17 protein-coding genes, 1 pseudogene and 1 riboswitch are annotated in these 23,682 nt (G+C 67.8%); of the genes and pseudogenes, 9 read left to right on the top strand and 9 right to left on the bottom strand.

Going from position 1 to position 23,682, the window contains the following annotated elements; translation table 11 throughout:
• The 3 genes and pseudogenes from G6N25_RS15585 to G6N25_RS15575 form a co-directional block, all read right to left on the bottom strand.
• A complete protein-coding gene (locus G6N25_RS15585; protein WP_083073313.1) occupies window positions 1-1,119 on the bottom strand; it encodes an ABC transporter substrate-binding protein in 1,119 nt (372 codons plus the stop codon).
• A gap of 99 nt (window positions 1,120-1,218) precedes the next feature.
• A pseudogene (locus tag G6N25_RS15580) lies at window positions 1,219-2,055 on the bottom strand (AAA family ATPase); the annotation flags it as partial.
• 28 nt (window positions 2,056-2,083) lie between these two features.
• Complete coding sequence (locus tag G6N25_RS15575) at window positions 2,084-3,853, bottom strand: nitric oxide reductase activation protein NorD (RefSeq protein WP_083073312.1); 1,770 nt, start codon at window positions 3,851-3,853, stop codon at window positions 2,084-2,086.
• Window positions 3,854-3,946: 93 nt separating this feature from the next.
• Between G6N25_RS15575 and G6N25_RS15570 the strand changes: the two genes are divergently transcribed.
• From G6N25_RS15570 to metE, 7 genes are all read left to right on the top strand, one after another.
• On the top strand, window positions 3,947-4,951 hold the full coding sequence (locus G6N25_RS15570; RefSeq protein ID WP_083073311.1) for an SDR family NAD(P)-dependent oxidoreductase: 1,005 nt from the start codon (window positions 3,947-3,949) through the stop codon (window positions 4,949-4,951).
• Between the two features lie 20 nt (window positions 4,952-4,971).
• Window positions 4,972-6,141, top strand: a complete 1,170-nt coding sequence (locus G6N25_RS15565; RefSeq protein ID WP_179961727.1) for an acyl-CoA dehydrogenase family protein — start codon at window positions 4,972-4,974, stop codon at window positions 6,139-6,141.
• The gene (locus tag G6N25_RS15560; RefSeq protein WP_083073309.1) at window positions 6,138-7,235 is read left to right on the top strand and encodes an acyl-CoA dehydrogenase family protein; all 1,098 of its coding nucleotides are present in this window, start codon (window positions 6,138-6,140) and stop codon (window positions 7,233-7,235) included. The genes G6N25_RS15565 and G6N25_RS15560 overlap by 4 nt, the downstream gene beginning before the upstream one ends.
• Before the next feature lie 133 nt (window positions 7,236-7,368).
• Entirely contained in the window at window positions 7,369-8,664 is a 1,296-nt protein-coding gene (locus G6N25_RS15555) for a TetR/AcrR family transcriptional regulator (RefSeq protein ID WP_083073308.1), read from the top strand.
• A 93-nt stretch (window positions 8,665-8,757) separates the two neighbouring features.
• The gene (locus tag G6N25_RS15550) at window positions 8,758-9,603 is read left to right on the top strand and encodes an SDR family oxidoreductase (RefSeq protein WP_083073307.1); all 846 of its coding nucleotides are present in this window, start codon (window positions 8,758-8,760) and stop codon (window positions 9,601-9,603) included.
• A gap of 158 nt (window positions 9,604-9,761) precedes the next feature.
• Window positions 9,762-9,944, top strand: a complete 183-nt coding sequence (locus tag G6N25_RS15545) for a hypothetical protein (protein ID WP_083073306.1) — start codon at window positions 9,762-9,764, stop codon at window positions 9,942-9,944.
• A gap of 233 nt (window positions 9,945-10,177) precedes the next feature.
• A riboswitch (cobalamin riboswitch) is annotated at window positions 10,178-10,397 on the top strand.
• 146 nt (window positions 10,398-10,543) lie between these two features.
• Window positions 10,544-12,814, top strand: coding sequence for a 5-methyltetrahydropteroyltriglutamate--homocysteine S-methyltransferase (gene metE / locus G6N25_RS15540; RefSeq protein ID WP_083073411.1), 2,271 nt, complete (start codon window positions 10,544-10,546; stop codon window positions 12,812-12,814).
• Window positions 12,815-12,962: 148 nt separating this feature from the next.
• On the opposite strand, the gene G6N25_RS15535 is transcribed toward metE, so the two are convergent.
• Both G6N25_RS15535 and G6N25_RS15530 read right to left on the bottom strand, forming a co-directional pair.
• Window positions 12,963-14,012, bottom strand: coding sequence for a hypothetical protein (locus G6N25_RS15535; RefSeq protein WP_163672467.1), 1,050 nt, complete (start codon window positions 14,010-14,012; stop codon window positions 12,963-12,965).
• A gap of 581 nt (window positions 14,013-14,593) precedes the next feature.
• Window positions 14,594-16,330 (bottom strand): DUF3556 domain-containing protein, encoded by a 1,737-nt coding sequence (locus tag G6N25_RS15530; RefSeq protein WP_083073304.1) that lies wholly within the window; start codon window positions 16,328-16,330, stop codon window positions 14,594-14,596.
• Window positions 16,331-16,660: 330 nt separating this feature from the next.
• Between G6N25_RS15530 and G6N25_RS15525 the strand changes: the two genes are divergently transcribed.
• Window positions 16,661-18,022, top strand: a complete 1,362-nt coding sequence (locus G6N25_RS15525; RefSeq protein WP_083073303.1) for a flavin monoamine oxidase family protein — start codon at window positions 16,661-16,663, stop codon at window positions 18,020-18,022.
• 762 nt (window positions 18,023-18,784) lie between these two features.
• On the opposite strand, the gene G6N25_RS15520 is transcribed toward G6N25_RS15525, so the two are convergent.
• The 3 genes from G6N25_RS15520 to G6N25_RS15510 form a co-directional block, all read right to left on the bottom strand.
• A complete protein-coding gene (locus G6N25_RS15520; protein ID WP_083073302.1) occupies window positions 18,785-19,297 on the bottom strand; it encodes a DoxX family protein in 513 nt (170 codons plus the stop codon).
• Between the two features lie 104 nt (window positions 19,298-19,401).
• Entirely contained in the window at window positions 19,402-20,655 is a 1,254-nt protein-coding gene (locus G6N25_RS15515; RefSeq protein ID WP_083073301.1) for a wax ester/triacylglycerol synthase domain-containing protein, read from the bottom strand.
• 4 nt (window positions 20,656-20,659) lie between these two features.
• A complete protein-coding gene (locus G6N25_RS15510) occupies window positions 20,660-21,565 on the bottom strand; it encodes an alpha/beta fold hydrolase (RefSeq protein WP_083073300.1) in 906 nt (301 codons plus the stop codon).
• Between the two features lie 216 nt (window positions 21,566-21,781).
• Between G6N25_RS15510 and G6N25_RS15505 the strand changes: the two genes are divergently transcribed.
• Window positions 21,782-22,654 carry an alpha/beta fold hydrolase gene (locus G6N25_RS15505; RefSeq protein ID WP_083073299.1) on the top strand — a complete coding sequence of 291 codons (873 nt, stop codon included), beginning with the start codon at window positions 21,782-21,784 and terminating at the stop codon, window positions 22,652-22,654.
• Here G6N25_RS15505 and gnd read toward each other — a convergent pair.
• Entirely contained in the window at window positions 22,651-23,673 is a 1,023-nt protein-coding gene (gnd, locus tag G6N25_RS15500) for a phosphogluconate dehydrogenase (NAD(+)-dependent, decarboxylating) (RefSeq protein ID WP_083073298.1), read from the bottom strand. The genes G6N25_RS15505 and gnd overlap by 4 nt on opposite strands.
• Window positions 23,674-23,682: the final 9 nt, after the last annotated feature.

The following is a 23,682-nucleotide window of genomic DNA, read 5'->3' as shown; positions in this document are numbered from 1 at the left end:
TCAGCCCTCCTCTCCGAAGCGATCGACCAGACGCGAGTTGACGCCGTCGGCGTCGAGGGTCCGTGCCACCAGATAGCCGGCCCCCATCCAGGCCCGCCGCGTCCACTTGCCGAACGACACCCGGGTGCCGGGCGCGCCCGCGGCGGCGGGCATCATCTTCACCCGCTCCAACGCCTCTTTGACCCCACGCGGACTGAGCGGGTGCGCGTCGGTGAACGCACGCACGAGCGTGGCGGCGACGTCCCGATTGACCACCGGGACACAGTATTCGGGGCGCCTGCCGCCGTACTTTGCGGCGTAGCGGTCGAGGAAGTCCTGGCCGAGCCGATTCTTTTCGTCGTACTGGTCGACCCCGACCCAACCCATGAAGGCGTTCCACATGATCGGGTTCACCCACGCGTTCTGGAAGGCCGTGGTCGTGAATCTCGGCGGGTCCCAGTCGACGGCCTGCAGCGCAGGGTTGATGAACACGATCCCGAAACCGAAGCCCAGATGCACGATCGCCTCCGCCTTGGCTTCGTGCAGCGTGCGGACGGCGTCGTTGATGTCCTGCGCGGTCTGGGCGATCGCCGCCTCGGCGACGATGCGAATCCCCTTGCGGCGGCATGCGGTTCGCAGATTCTTTAGGTAGCTCTCGCCGATCAGATTCTGCTCGACGAGGACGCCGATTTCGGTGAGCCCACGTTTGGCCACCAGGTCGGCGAGGAAGATCGGCTCGTCGGTCATCGATCCCTGTGGGAAGGAGAACGTCCATTCGCCCAGCCAGTCGTCGGTGCCGGTGACGCTGATCGCCGGGACCTTGAACCGCTCCTCGATCGCTTCGCGGGTGGGCACGCAGTTGTCGGTGATGTGCGGCCCGAACACCACCAGACAGCCCTCGTCGACGAGCTCGCCGAACGCGTCGATCACGGCCTTGACCGATCCCTTGGGCAGCCCCTCCACCTCGCGGTAGATCGTCCGCACGGGCCGGTCCATCACCCCTTGGGCGACGGCCTCCCCGAAGACGAGGTCGAAGCACCACGTGAAATCCGCCTTCATCTCCTCGGGGAACCCCGGCGGGAGAGTGAAGTCCATCAGGTAGCCGACCTTGATTGGCTCAGCGCTGCTTTCGTAGGACATCCGACCTCCCGGCTGACAAATTCACGCGCGCCAGTCCACTACCAAACCTAATATTTGTTCAGACCGTAGCGGCGGCGGTGTGGCAGCGTCAATCATGTATCCGCCCCCGCCCAGGTAGACCTCGACCATCTCGCCCAGGGCCCGGCCCACCGCCACGTCGTCGGTGAGAGGTCCGGCGATCGCGGCCCGGGCCGCCTCCGGCATGGTCAGGCCCTCGGCGACGAGCCTGCCCGCCGCGATCAGGACGCGCGTCGACGCGACCTCACGCAGGCCGCCGTTGTCCAGGCGGCGGATGGCCTGGCCGAAGCGCACCAGCTCGGCCGCGGTGGCGCCGTCCACACCCGCCTCGTGCGCGACGATGGACTCCTCGACATCGGCTGCGGGGAAACCGAATTCGATGGCGACCATGCGCTGACGCGTCGAATCCTTCAGGTCCTTGAGCACGCTCTGATAGCCGGGGTTGTAGGACACCACCAGGCCGAACCCGGGCGCCGCGTCCAGCGTGACGCCGAGTCGTTCGATCGGCAGCTGTCGCCGGTAATCGGCGAGCGGGTGCAGCACCACGGTCGTGTCCTGCCGGGCCTCGACCACTTCGTCCAGGTAGCAGATCGCGCCCTCGCGCACCGCCCGGGTCAGCGGGCCGTCCACCCACACCGTCTCGTCGCCCTTGAGCAGGTACCGGCCGACGAGGTCGGCGGTGGTGAGGTCGTCGTGACAGGCGACGGTGATCAGCGGCCGGCCGAGGTCGTGGGCCATCGCCTCGACGAAGCGGGTCTTGCCGCAACCCGTCGGCCCCTTCAGTACGAGCGCCAGACCCTGGCGGTAGGCGGCCTTGAAGATGGCCTCTTCGCCGCCGACCGCCCGGTAATAGGGCCGCACCCCGGCCGCGTCGGGAGTCGTGCCATTGCGACAAGCGATCCCGGACTCGTTGGCCATGACGTCCCTTCTGCCGACTGATTGGAGCCTAACCGGAACAGATGTTTGTTTCAACGACGGCGCGAGCGTGCGCAGATGTACGCCGTTGACCGCGTGTCGTCGTACAAACACGCACGCTCGCGGCGGAGCGCAGCGCGCTCGCGACAGACAGCGCGGAGCGGAACAGTGGTCCGATCACGCCGGCGAGTTGATCCGGGCGCGCGATCGTCGCGTGCGCGGTGCTGCCGAACACCCGGCGCAGCGATGCCACGTCGGTGCCCGCGCCGATGGTCAGGCACACGCAGCCGGTCCCCCGCCGGCGGGCCTCGGTCAACGCGCGCCGCGCGTCCGCGGCGCCGTAGGCCCGCTCGTATCCGTGGTCGTAGGCAAGCCCGTCGGACAACACCACCAACAGCCGCCGCGACGTGCCGCCGCGCGCCTCCAGCACCGACGAGCCGTGCCGGATGGCCGCCCCGAGGCGGGAGTACGCGGCGGGTTCCAGGCTGTTGAGCCGCCTGATGACGTGGGCGTCGAGAGGGTCGTCGAACCGCTTGACGGGCATCATCGTCACCGCCGCGCGACCCTGCGAGTAGTAGGCGTACAGCGCGACCCGGTCACCGAGGTCGTGCAGCGCGACGGTCAGGTTGGCGACGGCCGCGCGCTGTTGTTCGTGTACCGTGCGTCCGACCGTTCCGGGCTCGGCCGCCGACCCCGACACGTCGAGAAGGAGCAGCACCGACAGATCGCGCCGGCGCCGCAGGCTGTCGAGGTACACCGCCTCGTCGGGCACCGATCCGGCCCGCACCTCGACGCGGGCTTCGACGGCCGCGTCGAGGTCGATGTCGTCGCCCTGCGACTGGCGGCGGCGCCGGTGCAGACCCATGCCGAGTCGCGACAGCGGGCGTCGCACGCCGAGGGCGTCGTCGATCGCCTGGGTCGCCGATTCTTTGATCGTCGGCTCGACTTCCCGCACGGTGCACCAGGCGGGCCGGTAGCGCTTGCGGGTGACGTCCCACTCCGGGTACCGCACGCCGTCCGCGGCGGTCTTGGCGTCGTCGACGTCCTCGCTCGGGGTTGAGGCGAGCGACGACACGGCGTGCACGCCGCTGTGTGCGGAATTTGTGCGATGCGTCGGGGCGTCCGCGCCGGGCGGTCCGCCGCCGCTGCCGGTTTTCCGCGCTGACGACAGCATCTTTTTCAGCCACTTGCCGAGGAAGCCGCCCCCACCAACCGGGCTGGCGAACGGATCGGGATCGTCGGAGTCGTCGAGCTCGCCGTCGTCAAGCTCCTCCAGTTCCGGCGCACCGCGGCCGCGTGGAACATGTTTCGCCTGTTCGTGTTTGGTCACCCGGGCGCCCGCGGCCATCACCTTGGCCGCGCGGATAACGCCGAACGCCGGCGCCGGGTCGTCGAGCGCCGCCCGTCCGGCGGCGATGTCCAGCGACGCGGCGGGCGAGTCGCTGCGGCCGGCGATGTCGCGGTCGCCCAACGAGACCAAAACGCTTGGTAGCACATCCGCGTTGGCGACCAGCGCGCGGTGGCCTTCGACGGCCAGGTAGCGCCTGGCCAGCCGGGGGCGACGGACCAAGCGACCCACCACGTCGGGCTCCAGGCTGCCGGCAGCGATCATCGACGCCTGCACCGCGACGGCTTCGATTTCCGCGTGGCCACCCGCGGCGGCGTCGACGTAAATGGTCCGGCCGTCCGTCCACGCGGGCTCCCCCGGCGGCAGCTCGGCGACCGCGACGGCCCGGCCCGCCAGCGCGGAGGCCAGCATGCCCAGGGCCCGCGACCGGTCGGCACGGGCGTCGTCCCCCACGCTCAACCTCCGACTCGTTGACCAAATATCTGTTCCACCGTAGAGTCCGGCCTCACGGCAGTCAATCGGCCATCGGTGAGTCGGGAGCACATCATGATTGACTTCACCGGCCAGGTGGCCGTGGTCACCGGCGCCGGTCGCGGACTCGGTCGGCTGTACGCGCTGGACCTGGCCCGCCGCGGCGCCGCGGTGGTGGTCAACGACCTCGGCGGCTCGATGCGCGGCTTCCCAGATGAAGGCGCCGACCCGAATGTCGCCGACGAGGTCGTCGACGAGATCACGAAGGCGGGCGGCCGGGCGATCGCGTCCTACGACTCGGTGGACAACCCGGCCGGCGGCCGAGCGATTGTCGACGCGGCCGTCGGCGCGTTCGGGCGCCTCGACGCGGTGATCAGCAACGCGGGGATCTTCGGCAGCGTGCCCTTCGAAGACCTCTCCCACGACGAGTGGACGCGAATGCTGCGCGTGCATCTGGACGGCGCGTTCTCTCTGTCGCAGCCCGCCTATCGCGTCATGAAGGCGAACGGGGGCGGCAGGTTCGTGTTCATCTCGTCCTCCGCCGGGATCTTCGGCCAGCCGATGGAAGCCCACTATGCCGCGGCGAAGGCCGGTCTGGTGGGGCTGACGAACGTGATCGCAATCGAGGGCGAAGCGCACGGGATACTCGCGAATTCCGTGATGCCGACCGGCTTTTCGCGAATGGTCACCGAGACGGTCGGCGACGAGAAGTTCCTCGCCGAGTCCGGCTTCATGCGGGCCATCCGGCCCGAGCTCGTCGTGCCGCTGGTGACGTTCCTCGCCAGCCGCGCCTGCGCGTTCACCCACCGCAACTATTCGGCCGCCGCCGGACGCTATGCGCGGGTGTTCGTCGGGCTCAGCGAGGGCTGGCTGGCGGACGCCGGGAGCGAACCGACGGCCGAGGACATCGAGGCGCATCTTGAGCAAATGTCGGCCACGGATCGATTCCTCGTGCCCGCGTCGATCGTCGACGAGGTGCTGGACGTCTGTGCGCGGCGGGGCGTCAGCGCGATGCCGGGCAACACCGAGATCGCATTCCCCGAACCGCAACGCGTTGACCAAGAATCCGCTCAACCGTAAAGTCCGGCTAAACGGCCACGATCAGAGGAAAAGTGGACTTCTCCTACCCACCGGAAGTGGAACGGTTCCGGACCGAGCTGCGTGACTGGCTGTCGGCGAACCTGACCGATGAGCTGATCGCCGCCCGCCGGCCGTCGGGACGCGACGACGCGACGTTCGAGCTGCTGCGCGCGTGGAGCCGGACGATGACCGACGCGGGTTGGGCCGCCGTCTCCTGGCCCCGCGAATACGGTGGCCGCGGGGCGACGGTTCTGGAGCAACTGGTCTACACCGAGGAGACCACCCGCGCGCGGGCTCCGCTGCCGCTCAACGTGATTGGGATGAACAACATCGCCCCCGCGATCATGCAGTACGGCACCGAGGACCAGAAGAGGACGCTGCTCCCCCGGATGATGCGCGCCGACGACATCTGGTGCCAGGGAATGTCGGAGCCCGAAGCGGGATCCGATCTCGCCGCGCTGCGCACCCGGGCGGTGCGCTCCGACGCGGGAGACTTCGTCGTCAACGGGCAGAAGATCTGGACCTCGCTCGGGCATCGGGCGCACTGGTGCCAGCTGTATGTGCGCACCGATCCCGACGCCCCGAAGCACAAGGGGATCTCGTGTCTGATCGTCGACATGGCCCTGCCGGGCATCGAGGTACGGCCGCTCGTCACGCTCAACGGCGACACCGATTTCGCCGAGGTGTTCTTTCACGACGTGCGGGTGCCGGGCGACGCGTTGCTCGGGCCGCTGAACGGCGGTTGGCGGGTCGCCACCACCACGCTCAGCCACGAGCGCGCCGGGGCCGCACGGCTGTACGCCGAGATGCAGATGCGGCTGGAAGAACTGGTGGACGACATCGCCGCGCACGGCGACGCGCTCCAAGACCCGGTGACGCTGCGGCGCCTCGGCGAAATCGCGGTCCGCATCAAGTATCTCGAGGTGCTCTGCCAGCGGTCGATCTCGGCGACGCTGCACGGCGGCTCGGATGTCACGGCGTTCGGCTCGGCCAGCCTCGCCAAGACCGTGTGGGGCGAGATCGGGCAGGACATGGCCGCGCTGGCCTTCGACGTGCTGGGCACCCGCGGGGTGGACTCCCCGTGGGCGAGCTACCGGCTCACGTCACGCTCGCTGACCATCGCGGGCGGTACGACGCAGATCAACAAGAACATCACCGCGCAGCGCGTCCTGGGATTGCCGCGCGCATGAACCTCGAACTCACCGACGAGCAGGTCGCGCTGCGCGACACCACGCGGCGCTTTCTTGCTGACAAGGCGCCGATTTCGGGCCACGTGCGCGAACTGCTCGACGACCCGGCCGGCGTCGACGACGCGGTCTGGCGCGGCCTGGCCGACCTCGGCGCCACCGGGCTGTTGGTGCCGGAGGAACACGGCGGTGCCGGGATGACGATGGTCGAGGCCGGCGTCGTGGCCGAAGAGCTCGGCGCCGCCCTGCACCCGGGGCCGTGGTTGTCCAGCGCGGTCGCCGCCCCGCGCACGCTGACGCGGCTCTGCGATAACGACAGTGCCGCGGCGATTTTGGCCGGGATCGCCGACGGGACCACGATCGCCACCGTCGGCTTCCTGGATCACGACAATGCCGCCGTGGAGGTAGCCGAACAAGGTGGCGACGTCGTCGTGCGGGGCGAGATCGCCGGCGTGCCCGACGCCGCGGCCGCCGACGTGCTGCTGGTGCTCGCCGAAGACGCGGCGGGAATTGGGCTTTTCGCGGTGGACTCCCGCGGGATCTCCCTGCGGCCCGAGGCCGGTATCGACCAGACCCGCAAGCGGTTTCGCGTCGCGCTCGACGGTGAGCCCGCCCGGCGACTGGCCACGGTCGAGCCGGCCGACGTTGCGGCGGTGATCGATGACGTGCTGATCGCGACGGCCGCCGACGCGCTCGGCGCCGCGCGGGCCGTCATGGACCTTGCCGTCGAATACGCAAAGGCCAGAAGGCAATTCGGTCAGGTCATCGGATCGTTTCAGGCGATCCAGCACCTGTGCGTCGACATGTACGAGACGGTCGAGCTGGCCCGCAGCGGTGTGATCCATGCGCTCTGGGCCGCCGACGCCGGTGCGCCCGACGAACGGCATCTTGCCGCGCTGCGGGCGAAGGCGTTCGCCGGGCGGCTGGCCACCGTGGGCGACACCGCCATCCAGGTGTTCGGCGGTATCGGCTACACCTGGGAGCACGACGCGCATCTGTACCTCAAGCGCCTGCTGAGCTGGAGCGCGCTTCTCGGTGGACCCGACCGGTACCTCACTGAACTCGGTGCGCGCCTTGCCAAGAGGGGTTCCCCGTGAGCGGCTCGACGGATTGTGGGCCGGTTCCCGACCGGGCGATCTGATAGCCTTTTAACAAAGATTTGGTTCGGCGAGGAGGACGAATGCGTAGGTTTGCCCGGCCGCAGTCCTCTCGATGCGCGCGCCGCTAGCCATGGCCAAAGCCTTGGCTAGGGGCCGGCGCGCGACGACCGATCGGGCCGAAGACGATTCCGGCACGCGCCGCACCGAGATCCTGCAAACCGCCGCGTCGTTGATCGCATCCTCGGGGTTGCGAACCTCGTTGCAGGAGATCGCCGACGCGGCGGGAATCCTCCCCGGAAGCCTGTATCACCATTTCGAATCCAAAGAAGCGATCCTGGTCGAGCTGATCCGCCGCTATCAGGACGACCTGGACCGCATCGGGCACACCGCGCAGGCGAAATTGGACGAGGCCGATTCGCGACCGGCTTCCGAGAAGATCCTCGAGCTGGGGTCGGCGATCGCCAACTGCGCCGTGCGGCACGGGGCGGCGCTGCAGATGTCGTTCTACGAGGGACCGAGCGCGGATCCCGAACTGATCAAACTGACCCGGCAGCGGCCCGTCGCGATCCAAGAAGCGATGCTGCAAACGCTGCGCGCCGGACGGTGGAGCGGCTACGTCAAAGCCGACATCGACCTTCCGACGCTGGCCGATCGCATCTGTCAGACCATGCTGCAGGTCGGGCTCGACGTCATGCGCCACAACTCTCCCGCCGGCCAGGTCGCCGGGCTGCTGTGCCGAATCATCTTGCAGGGGTTGGCGGCTCGGGCGCCCACCGATGCGGCGTTGGATCGGTCCAACGCCTTTGCGGCCGCCAGCGAGGTTATCGAGTCGTGGGCCGACGACAGCGATGCCGATCCGAGCGACAAGGCGGCCCACGTGCGTGCGGTGGCGCGAACCGAGTTCGGCCGCAAGGGGTATGAGGTCACCACGATCCGGGACATCGCGGCGGCGGCGGGCCTTGGCACCGGCACCGTCTACCGCGTGATCGGATCCAAGGACGAACTTCTGGCCGCGATCATGGAGTCGTTCGGTCGCAAGGTCGAGGCGGGATGGGTCGCCGTGCTGCGCTCGAATGCCACACCCATCGAAAAGCTGGACGCGCTGAGCTGGGTCAACGTCAATGCGCTGGATCAGTTCTCCGACGAGTTCCGGATTCAGCTGGCGTGGATGCGGCAATCACCCCCGAACACTCCCAACCCCGGGTGGTTGTATGCGACGCGGCTGCGGCAGATGAAATCGCTGCTGTCCGAAAGCATCCGATCCGGTGAGATCCGCATCGACGCCCCTTCCACCGCGATGCTGGCGCGCTGCGTCATCGGCCTGCAGTGGATACCGGAGAACATTCTGCGCGAGGTCGGGAAGCGGGCGGCGCTGGTGCACACCCGTGACACCGTCTTGCGCGGTGCCGCCGTTCGCGGCAAGTAAGACCAATCCGGCCCCGGTCTTGAACCCAAAAACCGTGACCCATACAGTTGGGCAATTAGAACCGGGTTGGCAGTTATCGAGAAGGGGATTTCCATGACTATCGTCGATCGGTTGCGCTACGACGGCAAGCGCGCGCTGGTGGTCGGCGGCGCGACCGGCATGGGCGCCGCGGCGGCCAAGTCGGCGGCCGAGCTCGGCGCCGAGGTCGTCGTGATGGATTACGCGCCGGTGAAGTATGACGTTGCCCAGTCCATCCAGGTGGACCTGCGCGATCCCGCGTCGATCGACGCCGCGGTCGAGCAGCTGGGCGGTCCGGTCCACGCCGTGTTCTCCGCGGCCGGCATTGCCGACGGGACCACCGACCTGATGGCCATCAACTTCCTCGGCCACCGCCATCTCATCGAGCGCCTGCTCGAGAAGAACCAGCTTCCCTCGGGCTCGGCGATCTGCTTCATCTCCTCGGTCGCCGGAATGGGCTGGGAGAACGACCTGGACTTGCTCAACGAGTTCCTGGCCAAGCCGGACTTCGCGTCGGCCCAGGAGTGGGTCAAGGCCCATGAAGCCGAGGGCATCATTCACTACGGCTTTTCGAAGAAGGTCGTCAACGCCTACGTCGCGACCCAGGGCTATCCGTTGTTGAAGAGGGGCATTCGGATCAACGCGATCTGCCCGGGTCCCACCGATACCCCGCTGGCCCAATCCAACGCCGACTTGTGGCTCACCTTCGCCCAGGACTACCGCGACGAAACCGGCTCCAAGGTGCACACCCCCGAGCAGATGGGCGACGTGATGGCGTTCCTCAACAGCGCTGCCGCGTTCGGCATCAACGGGATCACACTGCTGGTGGACTACGGGCACACCATGGCCTCACTCACCAACGCCTACCCGCCCGGCAAGCCGATCATCGACCTGATCATGGGCCGCGTAAAGCTGAGCTAAACACCACCAGTCACCGACACCAACTCCGGTGAGCGACAACCCCCATCAGCAACAATCGGCCCCCTCCGCCAGATAACGCGCGGAGGGGGCCGATTGCCGTTTGGTGGTCACCGGCTCGCAACGGCGACCACACTGGAGTCCACAACAACTTGAGCAGGTTGGAAATCAACAACCCGATATTGCTGGCCAGCGTGCCGCCGAAGCTGGACAACAGCGACGGCATTTGCAACGACACGTTTTGCAATAACGTGGTCAATCCCGTGCTAACGCCGCTGATAGCGTTGCTCAAGGACGGCCAGCCATTGGTCAACTGGGTCACAAAGTCCTGCAGCGCGCCCTGAAGACTTCTGCCAGTCGCGATATTTACCGCGTTCGGAGCCACGATCGACTTCGCGAGACCCGGGGCAAAAGACTTCAATACGAAGGCGTTAAGGAAGCCACCGAGCAAGCCTGCGGACGTGGGTATCGACAGCCCATCACCCGCGCTCCAATCCGCCGCGAGCGTTCACCCGTCGCAGGGATTTTAGTGGCGACAGACCGCACTGTAGCCTTGACGACGCAGCTGGTCTGCCGTCGCCGCAACCGCGGCGCCGGCATCGAGCGAGACATGTTAGTCATGCCTCGTGAGAGGGAACCCGGTGAGAGTCCGGGACTGTCCCGCAGCGGTAAGCAGGAACGACCGCCGTCACACGCACTGGTCTTGAAAGACCCGAGACCGGGAAGCGACGGCCAGTAGGAGCGCCACCTGGTGCGTGCCTGTGAGTCCGAAGACCTGCCGGCTGTGCCGGGCGCGCCGCGTCCGGCTGGCTCATCGCCTCGTGGAATGGGCGTTTGGCCGTAGCCGTTGCGGTATGTGTGCCGGGGAGGTGCGCGTCGCACACGGAATCGGCCGCGCGTCCGCCGGCGGTGTTGACCACCCCGTTGATTGAAGGACGAAAACGTGACCCCCCAACCATTCACCGCTACAGTTGTCGGCTCCCCACGCATCGGTCCGAAACGCGAACTCAAGCGCGCGACCGAAGGCTACTGGGCCGGGCGCACCAGCCGATCGCAACTGGAATCCGTCGCCGCAACCCTGCGCCGGGACACGTGGGCGGGCTTGGCCGCCGCCGGCCTGGACTCGGTGCCGGTGAACACCTTCTCCTACTACGACCAGATGCTCGACACGGCCGTCATGCTCGGCGCGCTGCCGGCCCGGGCCGCGCAGGTTCCCGACGACCTGGATCGCTACTTCGCGGCGGCGCGCGGCAACAAGGATGTCGCGCCGCTGGAGATGACCAAGTGGTTCGACACCAACTACCACTACATCGTTCCCGAGATCGGGCCCGCGACGAAGTTCACGCTGAACCCGGACAAGGTGCTCTCCGAGCTGAAAGAGGCTCTTGCGCAAGGGATTCCCGCGCGCCCGGTCATCATCGGGCCGGTCACCTTCCTGTTGCTGAGCAAGGCCGTTGACGGCGCCGCTGCGCCGCTCGAGCGCCTCCAGGAGCTGGTGCCGATCTACTCCGAGCTGTTGAGCCTGCTGGCCGACAACGGCGCACAGTGGGTGCAGCTCGACGAACCCGTACTGGTCACCGACATCTCCCCCGACGCCCCGGCACTGGCCGAGGCGGTGTACAACGCCCTGGGCAAGGTGAGCAAGCGGCCCGCCATCTACGTCGCCACCTACTTCGGCGACCCAGGCGACTCGCTGGGCGCGCTGGCCCGCACGCCCGTCGAGGCCATCGGCGTCGACCTGGTCTACGGCGTCGACACCGCGATCGCGGCGGTGCCCGAACTCGCCCACAAGACCCTGGTGGCCGGAGTCGTCGACGGACGCAACATCTGGCGCACCGACCTGGAGTCGGCGCTGGGCAAGCTGGCGACGCTGCTGGGGTCGGCGGGCTCGGTCGCGGTGTCGACGTCGTGTTCCACGCTGCACGTGCCGTACTCGCTGGAGCCCGAAACCGACCTCGACGACGCCCTGCGCAGCTGGCTGGCGTTCGGGCAGGAGAAGGTGCACGAAGTCGTCGTGCTCGCTCGGGCGCTGCACCAGGGGCGCGACGCGGTCGCCGACGAGATCGCCGCGTCCAACGCCGCCGTGGCCTCCCGCAAGAGCGACCCGCGGCTGCACAACAACCAGGTCCGCGCCCGGATCGACTCGATCGTCGCCTCGGGTGCCCATCGCGGTGACGCGGCGCAACGGCGCGCCAGCCAGGACGCGCGCCTGCACCTGCCCGCGCTGCCGACCACAACGATCGGCTCCTTCCCGCAGACCACGGCGATCCGCAAGGCCCGCGCCGCGCTGCGCGCCGGTGAGATCGACGAGGCCGAGTACAACAACCGGATGAAGCAGGAGGTCGCCGACGTCATCAAGCTGCAGGAAGACCTCGGGCTCGACGTGCTGGTGCACGGCGAGCCGGAACGCAACGACATGGTGCAGTACTTCGCCGAGCAGCTGGACGGTTTCTTCGCCACGCAGAACGGCTGGGTGCAGTCCTACGGCAGCCGCTGCGTGCGTCCGCCGGTCCTCTACGGCGACGTCGCCCGGCCGCATCCGATGACGGTGGAGTGGGCCACCTACGCGCAGTCGCTGACCGACAAGCCGGTGAAGGGCATGCTGACCGGGCCGGTGACGATCCTGGCCTGGTCGTTCGTGCGTGACGACCAGCCGCTGGCCGACACCGCCAACCAGGTGGCGCTGGCCATCCGCGACGAGACCGTGGACCTGCAGGCCGCCGGCATCGCGGTCATCCAGGTCGACGAGCCGGCGCTGCGCGAGCTGCTGCCGCTGCGTCGCTCCGACCAGGACGACTACTTGCGTTGGGCCGTAGGGGCTTTCCGCTTGGCCACCTCCGGCGTCGCCGACTCGACGCAGATCCACACGCACCTGTGCTACTCGGAGTTCGGTGAGGTGATCGGCGCCATCGCTGACCTGGACGCCGACGTCACATCCATCGAGGCGGCCCGCTCGCACATGGAGGTGCTGGACGACCTGAACGCTGTTGGCTTCGCCAACAGCGTGGGCCCGGGTGTCTACGACATCCACTCGCCGCGGGTGCCCAGCACCGAGGAGATGACCGCGTCACTGCGGGCCGCGCTGAAAGCCGTTCCGGCGCAGCGGCTCTGGGTCAACCCCGACTGCGGGCTGAAGACCCGCAACCCCGACGAGGTCACCGCGTCGCTGCAGAACATGGTCGCGGCGGCCCAGGAGGTGCGGGCCGGGGCCTAACCTTTCGCGAGGCCTTTCGCGAGCGTGACGTCAGGGCGGGTTTCGGCACGATTTTCCGCCCTGACGTCACGCTCGGCGCGGCTGAGCCCGCCGGTGACATCCTTTCCGCGGCAACGGATCACCGCGGAAAGGATGCCCACGACCGGACTCAGAGCAGCGACAGCAGGCTGAACACCAGTCCGGTCAGTCTGGGCGCCAGGTTGGCGGCCAGCAGCGAACCGATATTGGCGATAGCCGCAGGGGTGAACGCCGCTGCGAACGCGCCGGGATTGAGAATTCCGTGCAAACCGCTCAGCAAGGTGGCGGTCAGTTCGCTCAGGTCCCCCGCCAGAGTGGCCGGTGTCGCCCCGTTCGCCAGCGTCGTCGCAATCGACTGCGGAATGTTCACCAGCAACTCGTCGAATACGCCACTCGAACCGAGAAGTCCGGAGAAACCAATCCCAACCGTCGAGTTATATCCGTTGACGAACGCGCCGGTGGCGATGGCAGGCAGATTCACCACATCGACGAGCGCCTGCAGCGGTTGCCCGGCGCCCCACGCGTCGACGACCGACTGTAGGCCGTCGGCCACCGCCTGGGACGTTCCCAGCGATGCCGCTAGTGGCAACAGCATGAGCGTGAGCCCAACATTCGGCAGTTGCTGAGTGAGGACGTTCGCCAGGTTCTGTGCCATTTCGCCGGGAATAGCCAGGATGTTTTCCAGTGGCGTGGCAATCGGCAACAGCCCGAGCAAAAGGTCGGTGTTGAAGGTGCCCACCCCCGTGCTGATGTGCCCGGCCGCGATGCTGCTGAAGAGCGTTTGCAGGTTCTTCGGCAGTTGCTGAGTCAGTAAGGGTTGCAGGCCGGCGCCCATCGCTTGCAAATTGGAGCCCAGCGTGTTCGCGAACCCGAGCTGGTTGTGGAGTACCTGCGCCAGGATCGGGAACGGGTCGGCCGTGATCTCGCCGCCGAGCTGCTGGAGGTTGCTAACCGCCTGCGTGAAGACGTTGACCCACTCGCCGATCGGCCCGGGAACGCTGGCCGCGGCAGCCGCGCCGGCGAGGCCATCGAAGTCGAGCGACCCGGCTACCGTCGCCGCGCTGGCGGTCAGATCACCGAGGTCGTCGGCGATCGTACTGGTCAGCCGGACGGCATGCTCCTGAATGTCGGCAGCTATGGTCGGCGCTACCGGATTGACGGCGATCAGGCTGGCCCCCACCAGCGCTACACCGGCGGCCAAACATGACCGCATGCGTGTAGCTGAACCCGACGGCCTCGATTTCGACAACCCCCCACGCTTACCGGTACTTAGGATAAGTTCCACGGCATCTCCTTTGCTGGTTGTCAATCTGACACGTGTCACCTGTGACGATGCGGAATGTTACCTGAGAGTAGTCTTAGGAGCAAGCCGGGTGATCAGTAATTCGATATGGTCGTTGAACTGCTTATTCGAACGAGATACTTCAAAACGAAACATTTTTATTACATTTAGCAAATAAGTTTTGGAGCCCAGGAGCGGTTCAGCTCCTTTGATGAGCTAGTTTGCCATACAGTTGCTTACATATTGTAATATCGTCAATAACGAGGGCAGGTAAGGTAGCCCTAACCGTTGCTGGGGCTGAACCGCTCCCAGCGGTGACCGAAGGGCATGAGGCACCTGGGGACGCGCCGATGCTCACCGTCAGCAAACCGCATGAGCCGTACGCGCCCCCGGGCCGTCGAGGGGCAAAAATGCCCGGAGCGGATCACCTACTCCGGTGTTGCGTAGACCTCTGCCGCCTCACCGTGGCGGGCCGACCGTCACTCCGCCGTGACGTTGGACAGCACCTCGACCGGGACGTCGTCGGCCCAGGGCTGTCGCGTCACCATGTCGGTGACCCGGACTATCCCGCGCTCGAACTCACCGGTCGCGGCATCCACCAACCGATACTCCTGGGTCTGCCGGTGGATCGGCTGCGCGTCGAGCAGCACCACCCGCACCTCGCCCGGCGCGAAATGGCAGCGCTCCTGCATGGCGGCGATCAGTTGCTCGTTGTGCATGTGGCCGTCGCCGAAATTCCAGCCGAGGGCGGTGCTGCAGACCCGCTCGCCGTCGGTGATGACGTAGTCGTCCTCGTTCTGTCCCGCCATGGCCCGGTGCGCCAACGTGAACAGCGCCCGGCCGTGAGTGTTGAAGCCGCGGAACGCATATCCCATGTAGATCGGGATCTGCGCCGCCTCCGGGCTGCCGTAGAACCGCTCCAGCTGGGCCTGCGGCATGCTGGCGATCGCCACGATGCCCCGGTCGATCTTGTCGGTCGCGGAGGGCTTGATGCACCACAGGGTGGTGTCCCAGTTGCCGGCGTAGTACCGCATGCCCGGCAGGAACGAGATCTTGCGCGGGAACATGTTGCCCAGCGCGACGATTCCCGCGATGACGACGAACAGGATCGCCACCGCCACAGGGTGTTTCAGGTCGCTCAGCCCCAACCGGGCGTGCGCGACGAACAACGACAACACGCCGAAGATCATGAAGACGTTCCACTCCAGCGGCACACCCATCGGGATGGACACCAGGATTCCCAGGTGGAAGCACACCATCACGATGGCGGCCACCGCCGTCGGCCAGCCGCCGTGACAAAAGAACAGCGGCAGGGGCACGAGCATCTCGATGGCGGTGCTCAGGTGTGCCAGCCATCGGGACAGCCGCCCGGGCCGCAGGTCGTCGGGGAACTTCTCGAAGAAGCGCCGTTTCAGCCACCGGGGCCGCATCAGCGGGTTGTTGGACATCATCGTGGAGATCACGAACGGGAAGTGCTTGTTGAGCTTGGATGTCGCCGCGCCCATCCAGATCACCAGGAACACCACTTTGGCTGCGACGATCATGTCGACCCCGCCGAAGAGGAACGTCACCGTCAGCGTGCCGTACACCTCGCCGCGGGCGGCCAGGAAGATCACCTTGTCGCGCAGCCCCAGCACGCCAAGGATCACCAGGATCAGCACGATCTCCCCCGTCGGCAGCAGGCCGACTTTGGTGCCCAGTTCGGGTATCGGGCCGGTGCCGTCGGAGAACAACGCCCAGAGCGTCGTCACCAGCAGCGCCGCGTAGAGGAAGACGTCCACGGGCTTGCGCGCGGTGCCCCTGGTCAGCGGGACGCGATCCGGCCACGGTGGCAGCCGGATGGTGCCGAACCGCATCCAGTACAGGATCGAGCCCATCGGCGGGAAGAAGCGGTTGTTCAGCGGCCCGAAGCCGCAGCCCAGCCCGATCACCTCGAACAACATGGTGTAGAGCACGACCTTCTCGAACACGATCGGCTCCGACCACCACGCCGCGACGTTGGTGAACCCGTCGATGCCGGTGGTGGTCAGCGCGAACAGCCAGCCGCCGAGGACGTAGAGCAGGATCTTGACGACGTAGAACAGGTGCAGCGCGACCGGCGTGCCGAAGCCCACCTCGGCCCAGTGCCGGGCCATCGGGCGGATCTTCTCGCTGCGGGTGCCCTTGTTCCATTCGGCCATGTCGATCTGCGGCAGGTCGGGCTTGAGAAATCCCATGGTTTGACACACTAGAACGTGTTCTAGGTGTGCGGGCTCGGGTTCGGGCACTTTTGCAGGCGGGGTTTGTCGCCGGATACCGCGGATTGCCCGCCCGGTCGCATCGAGTGTGAGCTGGCGGTGGGAAATCGGCGTCAATCCGCGCCCTGGATGCACGGCCGAAGCCCAGATCGCACACTCGAACGGGCTTCGGCCGCCCGCCCGGCGGCCGCGGGCCGTCGTTAACGCCGGCCGCGCTGAATCGCCCGCGAAATCCCGGTGAACACGCTCTTGGCGGTGTCGCGAGGGGTGTAGCTTGCTGCTGGGGCGAGACCAGGTGAGGAGCCAGTCGTGTCAGAGGTCGATTTTTGCGTGGTCGGCGCCGGATTCGCGGGGCTGACGGCCGCCCTGCGGTTGAAACAAGCGGGCCGCTCGGTGGCTTTGCTGGAGGCGCGCGACCGGGTCGGCGGTCGCACGTTCACCGAATACCGTCCGGACGGAACGTGGGTCGACCGTGGCGGCGCGTGGATCGGGCCGGGCCAGGATCGCATCTACGCGCTGATGGCCGAATTCGCTGTGCCGGAATACAAGCAACACAACGACGGCGACGCCATGATGATCGTCGACGGCAAGAAGCACCGCTACGGGGGCACGATTCCCTGGACGATGAGCCCGTGGGCGGTCACCAACCTCGGCCTCGGCTTGCACGCGATAGAGAAGATGTGCAAATCGATCCCGCGCGAAACGCCGTGGGAGGCAAAGCAGGCCGAGGAGTGGGACCGAATCAGCCTGGGGGAATGGCTGGACAGGAACACGATGTCCAGGCAGGCCCACGAGATGCTGGACATGGCCCTGTCCGGGCCCTACACCTCGGCGCCGTCGGAGACGTCCCTGCTGTGGGTGCTGCTGCAGATGGCGTCCGGCGGGGGTCCCACCTTCGTCATTTCGGGCAAGGGCGGCGCCCAGGACGCCCGGCCCGTCGGCGGGATGGGTGCCCTCTATCGCCCGATGGCCGCCGAACTCGGTGACGCACTACACCTTTCGCGGCCGGTCCGGCAGATCACCCAGGATGCCGACGGTGCGACGGTCCGCGCGGACGACGTGACGGTGCGGGCGCGACGGGTGATCGTGGCGATCCCCCTGGCGATCGCCACCTCGATCGTCTACGAGCCGATGCTGCCCGTGGATCGGGCGTTCCTGCACCAGCGCATGCCAAGCGGCGCGGTCTTCAAGATCTCGATCGTTTACGACGAGCCCTTCTGGCGTTCCGACGGGCTGTCCGGCCAATCGGCCGCGCCGGGATCGCCGGCCACCCTGACGATCGACGCCTGCACGGACAGCGGAAACCCGGGCATCATGTGCGTCATCACCGAGGGACCCGCGGCGCGCCGGCTCGGAAGGCTGGACGAGGCCGAGCGCAGGGCGGTCGTCCTCCGCGAGCTCGTGGATCGGTTCGGCGACAAGGCAAATGCGCCTCGCGAATTCCATGAGCAGAACTGGACCGTCGAGCGGTATTCCGGCGGCGGGATGATCAGCCACGCCCCCACCGGGGTGCTGACGGAATTCGGTTACACCCTGCGTGAGCCCTGCGGTCGCATCCATTGGGCCGGAACGGAAAGCTCGGCCGTCATGTGCGGCTGGGTCGACGGCGCGATTCGCTCCGGCGAGCGGGCCGCGGCCGAAGCGGCGGCGGCCTCCACGCGAACGCCATAGAGCCGGTGGTGGGCTTGGTGGCCTTTTCCCTTGTGACACCGAACTTTTGGACTAGTTTCGATCAACTTCTGTCAGGATTTCTTCCGACCACAGCGGTTCGTACAGATCAGCGTTGGCTAGTGGTCTTGCCCGTGAGGTCGTCGGGGTTGTTGCCAGAGGTTGCCGGCACCGAGTCTGCGTTGATGGCATCGAAACTGCGCTCAGATCACGTTTGAGGCGCCCAGCGTCGCTCCCACCGCAGTCTCGGCGCCTCGGCGAACACACCCCAACGTAGGTATGGACCACATCGCTAGGCCACACCTGTCACACCAGTCTCGGCGAAGAGGGCGACCTTCGATGTGCCCACCTACGCGCGACAACCCGGCGCTTTGTCGCTCACGATGGGCACAACGTGTGTCCAGCCTCGAAGAGATACGTGTGTCAGATGTGACGGAGAACAAAACAAAGCCACGCCCTCCGGCCCGCACCGAGTCTGCGGTGATGGCATCGAAACTGCGCTCAGATCACGTTTGAGCGCTCAGCGTCGCTCCCACCGCAGTCTCGAGACCACCAGTCGAATCGAAGCAGAAAATCGGCGAGCTCGTAGGGCAGCAATACGCAGGCATCCAGAAGGACACGGGTCTTTGGCACGGGTCAGCGTGTCTCCGTAAATCCGTTGAGGTGACGGACACTCATGCCCCGATGACAATTCGAAAAAACGAAAGCAACAGGTTTGGGCGGTCGCATGGCGCCGGAAGGCTCTCGGAGGGCGACGACCCGTAGCTATCCCGCCCGCTTGGCCGGGGGCCGGTAGAAAATCAGCAACTGGCCGACGGCGCCGGCAAGGCCCAGCCCTATCGAGAGCAACAAGCCTGCCCAGCCGTGCAGCCAGAGGTTGGTCCCGAAGATCAGGCGGTCCAGACTGAGCGCCCCGGGCCCCGTCGTGGCCACGGCGACGGCGCTGAGCGCCAGCACCAGGTTGTACTCCCAGCCCTCTTTGACGATGAAGAAGCCGTTGGGACGATGCACCGTCCAGGCCGCAACCAGCATCAGCGAGACGAAGCCCGCCGCCGGGATCGGCGTCAGCAGCCCCGCCGCCAAACCCAATCCGGCGGCCATCTCGGTGGTGGCGGCCACCGTGGCGTGAAACGTGCCGGGCTTCATCCCGATGCTTTCGAACCAGCGGGCGGTTCCCGGTATCCGGCCACCGCCGAAGAACTTGTTGAAGCCGTGCGCGGCGAGCGTCAGTCCCAAGACCAGCCGCAGGATCAGTAACCCGACGTCGTAGGGAGTCATAGCTGCAAACCTAGATCATGCGGCGGTCGACCAACAGGAGCACCACCGGGCGTGCCACGGCATCGACGCGACGCGTCGGCAGATCCGATGACGCACAGCGGCTTTCACAGCGCGGCGTCGAGGAGCCGCACGTACGTGTCGATGTCAGCGCCGTCACCGTGAAAGGCCGATTCGGCCGCGTGCACGCTGATCGCGACGGTGTCGCCGATGCCGTGCGCCCCGTGCGTCAGGCCCATGCACGGCGACAATGCCGGGTATCCGGCCGTCAGCACCACCCGGGCGTCCCCGAAGCGCAAATCGGCGGCCCCGCGGTCGACGCTGGACACCACGGTGTTGCCGGCCACCCGCGCCGGGCGGGCGTCGGGGTCGAACTGCGCGACGCCCCAACGCAGCAGCGCCGCGGGCACCGCGGCGAACGCCCGGTCGGCGGCGCGCGTGGCCGGATGCTCGAAGCGGCGCCGGCCATTGACCAGGTCGGCCGCGATCCGCTCGACACGCGCGTCGAAATCCAGCATCGGATACAACCCGACCACGACGTTTCCGAAGTGGTTATGCGCTTGTGGCACACCGGGTTTGGTCATCGGAACTTCGGCGCCCAGGGACTCGGCCGCGTCGCCGAGCAGGGTGGACAGCGCCGTGGAGACCGCGGCCAGCACCGCGACGGTGACCGTGGGACCGCGCAGTTGCGAGCGGTGCCGCACCAGCGTGCGCACCGAGCGGGCGCCGGCCGGCCGGGCATTGGTGGACAGCGGCGGCCGCAGGCCGACGCCCGGCGCCAGCAACCCGGCGCGCGTATCGCGGGCCTGCCGGCGATGGGCGCGGGCCGCGTCGAAGGCCAACCGGGGCAAGAAACCCGGCGACGGCCGCACCGGCGTGGGCACCGGGGCGGCGCGGCCGAAGAGCCAGGCCGCCATCGCCGCGGCGCGGGCGCCGTCGGCCAGCGCGTGCGCGACCTGCAGGACCGTGACGGTGCCCGGGCCGCGGACGCCCGGGACGCCGAGCACCGGTGTGAACACGTGCAGCCGCCAGGGCATCCGGCGAACGTCCAGCCGGTCGTCGGCGAGGCCGGCGACGGCCGCCAGGCACGCGTGCCAGCTGTGGTCGGCCAGGTCGTGGCGCGCCACACGCTCCGGCCCGACGTCCGCCGGCACCCAGCTCGGATAGGCCAGCCGACCGCGCTCGCCGACCCGCATCGTCAGCTCCGGGCACGCCCGCGCCCGCCGGCACACCCGCTCGATGGCGCCCGGGCAATCCCCGGGTTCGCCGTCGAATGCGTAGAGCAGGAACTGGTCGTTGGGGACTTTGGCCGACATCCAGTAGAACTGCGCGTCGACGGCCGCCATCCGGTGGGCCGCCATGGCTTCAGCCGGGTGAGCCGAGGAAGGTCAGCACCAGGTTGGCGACCTTGTCCGGCTGTTCGAGCTGCAGGAAATGCCCGGCGTGCTCGACGATGGCGACCGCGCTGCCCGCGGGCAGCACCCTTTCCGCCCACCGGGTAAACGCCGGCGTCATGCAGCCGTCGTCGCGGCCATGCAGGTACAGGCACGGCAGCACGGGCGCCTCGGTCCACAGCCGGTTCAACTCGGCATACCGCGCCGGGGGCCGGGTGTTGCGGGCGATCGCCCGGTAGGGACCCAGCGCCGCCCGCCAGCTCTCCGGTGTGCCGATCGCGGCGTCAACGTGGCGCAGATCCTCGTCGGCGCGATAGCCCGGCGACCACCGTCTCCAGAGCAGCGGCACCACCCAGGACGCGGAACGCTCAGGCAGCCAAGGCAATTGGAAGTACAGGATGTACCAGCTGCGCACCAGCTGGGGCGGCAGGTGGCCGACCATCCGCACCCGGTCGGCGGCGCCGCCGGGCCGGCGGAAGGCCGCCGACGGCGGCACCGACATGATCACCGCCTTGGCGAATGGGCTGTCGGGCATCGCGGCCAGGCCGGTGGCCGCGATCGCGCCCCAGTCGTGACCGATCACGACGTCGCGTTCGGTGCCGCCGGCGGCCGAGCGCACGCGCAGGGCGTCGTCCATCAGCGCGCCGACGTGAAAGCTGCCGTCGGAGGGGATCGACGACGGGGCGTACCCGCGCATGAACGGCGCGACGACCCGCCACCCGGCTTCCACGAGTCGCGGGGCGACCTTGCGCCATCCGTAGGCGGTGTCGGGAAAACCATGCAGGCACAACGCGATTGGGGCATCCGGCGGCCCCCAGGTGAGGGCCTTGAGATCCCCGGCGTGCCCCGGCACGTCGATCCAGCGTGGTTCAGGCATCGTGGGCCACCCGGTCGGGCCTCGGCGCGAGCCGCTCAACCGAGATGTCCCGCTCGGCGTCGTCTGCCATGTTCACTCCCCTGTTCGGCGCGTCCGCACGGACCAACCTAACGCGTGGGGTCCGCCGGGGACACGAACTCACCCGCCGGGGGCCCAGCTCGGCGGTGAATAGCTGGCCTAGGTAACGTCGAAGTGCGATCGATCGAGAGGACCCCCGTGAGCACCGTCAGCAGCAGCCCCCAGACGGTCGAATTTTCCGGCCACGGTGGGATCACCCTTGTCGCCGACGAATGGAACCGCGGCGCCTCGATCGACTCGGCGGACGCCCGGCCGGCCGTCCTCATGCTGCACGGCGGCGGCCAAAACCGGTTCTCCTGGAAGAACACCGGCCAGATCCTGGCCGACGAGGGGTTCCACGTCGTCGCCCTGGACAGCCGCGGACACGGTGACAGCGACCGCGCGCCCGGCGCCGACTACGCCGTCGAGACGCTGACCGCCGACGTCATGCGGGTCCTGGAGGCGATCGGCCGGCCGGTCATGATCATCGGGGCGAGCATGGGCGGCCTGACGGGTATCCTCGCCGCCCACCGGGCCGGCCCCGACCGGGTGACCCAGCTGGTCCTCGTCGACGTGGTGCCTCGATTCGAGAAGGGCGGCAGCGCCCGCATCCGCGATTTCATGATGGGCAACCTCGACGGCTTCGACACGCTGGAACAGGCCGCCGACGCCGTCGCCGCCTACCTGCCGTACCGAACCAAGCCGCGCAGCCCGGAAGGGCTGAAGAAGAACCTGCGCCTGCGCGACGGTCGCTGGCATTGGCACTGGGATCCGGCGTTCATGACCAAGCCCGGTGACGACCCCGAGCTGCGCACCGAAAAATTCGAGCACGCCGCGACGAGCCTGGCGATCCCGGTCCTGTTGATCCGCGGAAAGCAGTCCGACGTCGTGAGCCCCGAAGGCGTTCAGCACTTCCTGCGGACGGTGCCCAACGCGGAGTTCGTCGAGCTACCCGACGCCGGGCACACCGCGGCCGGTGACGACAACGACGCCTTTACCGAGGTCGTGGTGGACTTCGCGAGCCGCGTTTAGTTGGCGGGTCGCTCCGCGTGGCCGCCGAACTGCTTGCGCATCGCCGAGAGCACCTGGTTGGCGAAGTCGTCGAGGCGACGCGACGCGAAGCGGGACTGCAGCGCGGTCGTGAGCACCGGCGCGGGAACCCCCTCGTCGATCGCGGCGATGGCGGTCCAGCGACCCTCCCCGGAGTCGGAGACCCGCCCGGAAAACTCTGTCAGCCCGGGCGATTCGTGCAGCGCGATCGCGGTCAGATCCAGCAGCCACGAGCCGATGACGCTCCCCCGCCGCCACACCTCGGCGACCTCCGGGATGTCGAAGTCGTACTGATAGAACTCGGGGTTCGACAGCGGCGCCGTTTCGGCGTCTCCCTTTTCGACGCGCGTGCCGATGTCGGCATTGCGCAAGATGTTCAGCCCCTCGGCGAGGGAGGCCATCATCCCGTACTCGATCCCGTTGTGCACCATCTTGACGAAGTGCCCGGACCCGGAGGGCCCGCAGTGCAGGTAACCCCGCTCGGATTGCGCGATCTCGCCGTTTCGGCCGGGCGTGCGCGGGGCCGCGTCGACCCCGGGCGCGATGGTGGCGAAGATCGGCTCGGCGTGGGCAAAGGACTCCTGGTCGCCGCCGATCATCAGGCAATAGCCCCGCTCCCGGCCCCACACGCCGCCGCTGGTGCCGCAGTCCAGGAGGTGAATCCCTTTCTCGGACAATCTCTTTGCGTGCTTGACGTCGTCGCGGTAGTAGGAGTTGCCGCCATCGATGACGATGTCGCCCGGGTCCAGCGTCTCGGCCAGGTCCTCGATCACGCCCGTGGTGATGTCGCCGGCGGGGACCATCACCCAGACCACCCGGGGCTTGTCCATCTTCTCGGCCAGCTCTGACAACGAGGACACTCCCGTGGTGTTGTCCTCACCCGCCATCGCCTTGACCGCGTCGGGGCTGTGGTCGTAGACCACGCATTCGTGTCCGCCCTTGGCGACGCGGCGGACGATGTTGGCGCCCATCCGGCCCAGGCCGATCATCCCGAGCTGCATCTTGTCCTG

This window comes from Mycobacterium heidelbergense, from assembly GCF_010730745.1.
Classification (GTDB): domain Bacteria; phylum Actinomycetota; class Actinomycetes; order Mycobacteriales; family Mycobacteriaceae; genus Mycobacterium; species Mycobacterium heidelbergense.
This window is presented reverse-complemented; position numbering and strand designations above follow the sequence as displayed.

Coding starts and splice junctions, on each gene's coding strand:
- gnd (WP_083073298.1), bottom strand. CDS start 23,673: ATGCAGCTCGGGATGATCGGCCTGGGCCGGATGGGCGCCAACATCGTC.
- G6N25_RS15530 (WP_083073304.1), bottom strand. CDS start 16,330: ATGGGATTTCTCAAGCCCGACCTGCCGCAGATCGACATGGCCGAATGG.
- G6N25_RS15510 (WP_083073300.1), bottom strand. CDS start 21,565: ATGCCTGAACCACGCTGGATCGACGTGCCGGGGCACGCCGGGGATCTC.
- G6N25_RS15520 (WP_083073302.1), bottom strand. CDS start 19,297: ATGACTCCCTACGACGTCGGGTTACTGATCCTGCGGCTGGTCTTGGGA.
- G6N25_RS15585 (WP_083073313.1), bottom strand. CDS start 1,119: ATGTCCTACGAAAGCAGCGCTGAGCCAATCAAGGTCGGCTACCTGATG.
- G6N25_RS15570 (WP_083073311.1), top strand. CDS start 3,947: ATGATTGACTTCACCGGCCAGGTGGCCGTGGTCACCGGCGCCGGTCGC.
- G6N25_RS15515 (WP_083073301.1), bottom strand. CDS start 20,655: ATGGCGGCCCACCGGATGGCGGCCGTCGACGCGCAGTTCTACTGGATG.
- G6N25_RS15555 (WP_083073308.1), top strand. CDS start 7,369: ATGGCCAAAGCCTTGGCTAGGGGCCGGCGCGCGACGACCGATCGGGCC.
- G6N25_RS15550 (WP_083073307.1), top strand. CDS start 8,758: ATGACTATCGTCGATCGGTTGCGCTACGACGGCAAGCGCGCGCTGGTG.
- G6N25_RS15560 (WP_083073309.1), top strand. CDS start 6,138: ATGAACCTCGAACTCACCGACGAGCAGGTCGCGCTGCGCGACACCACG.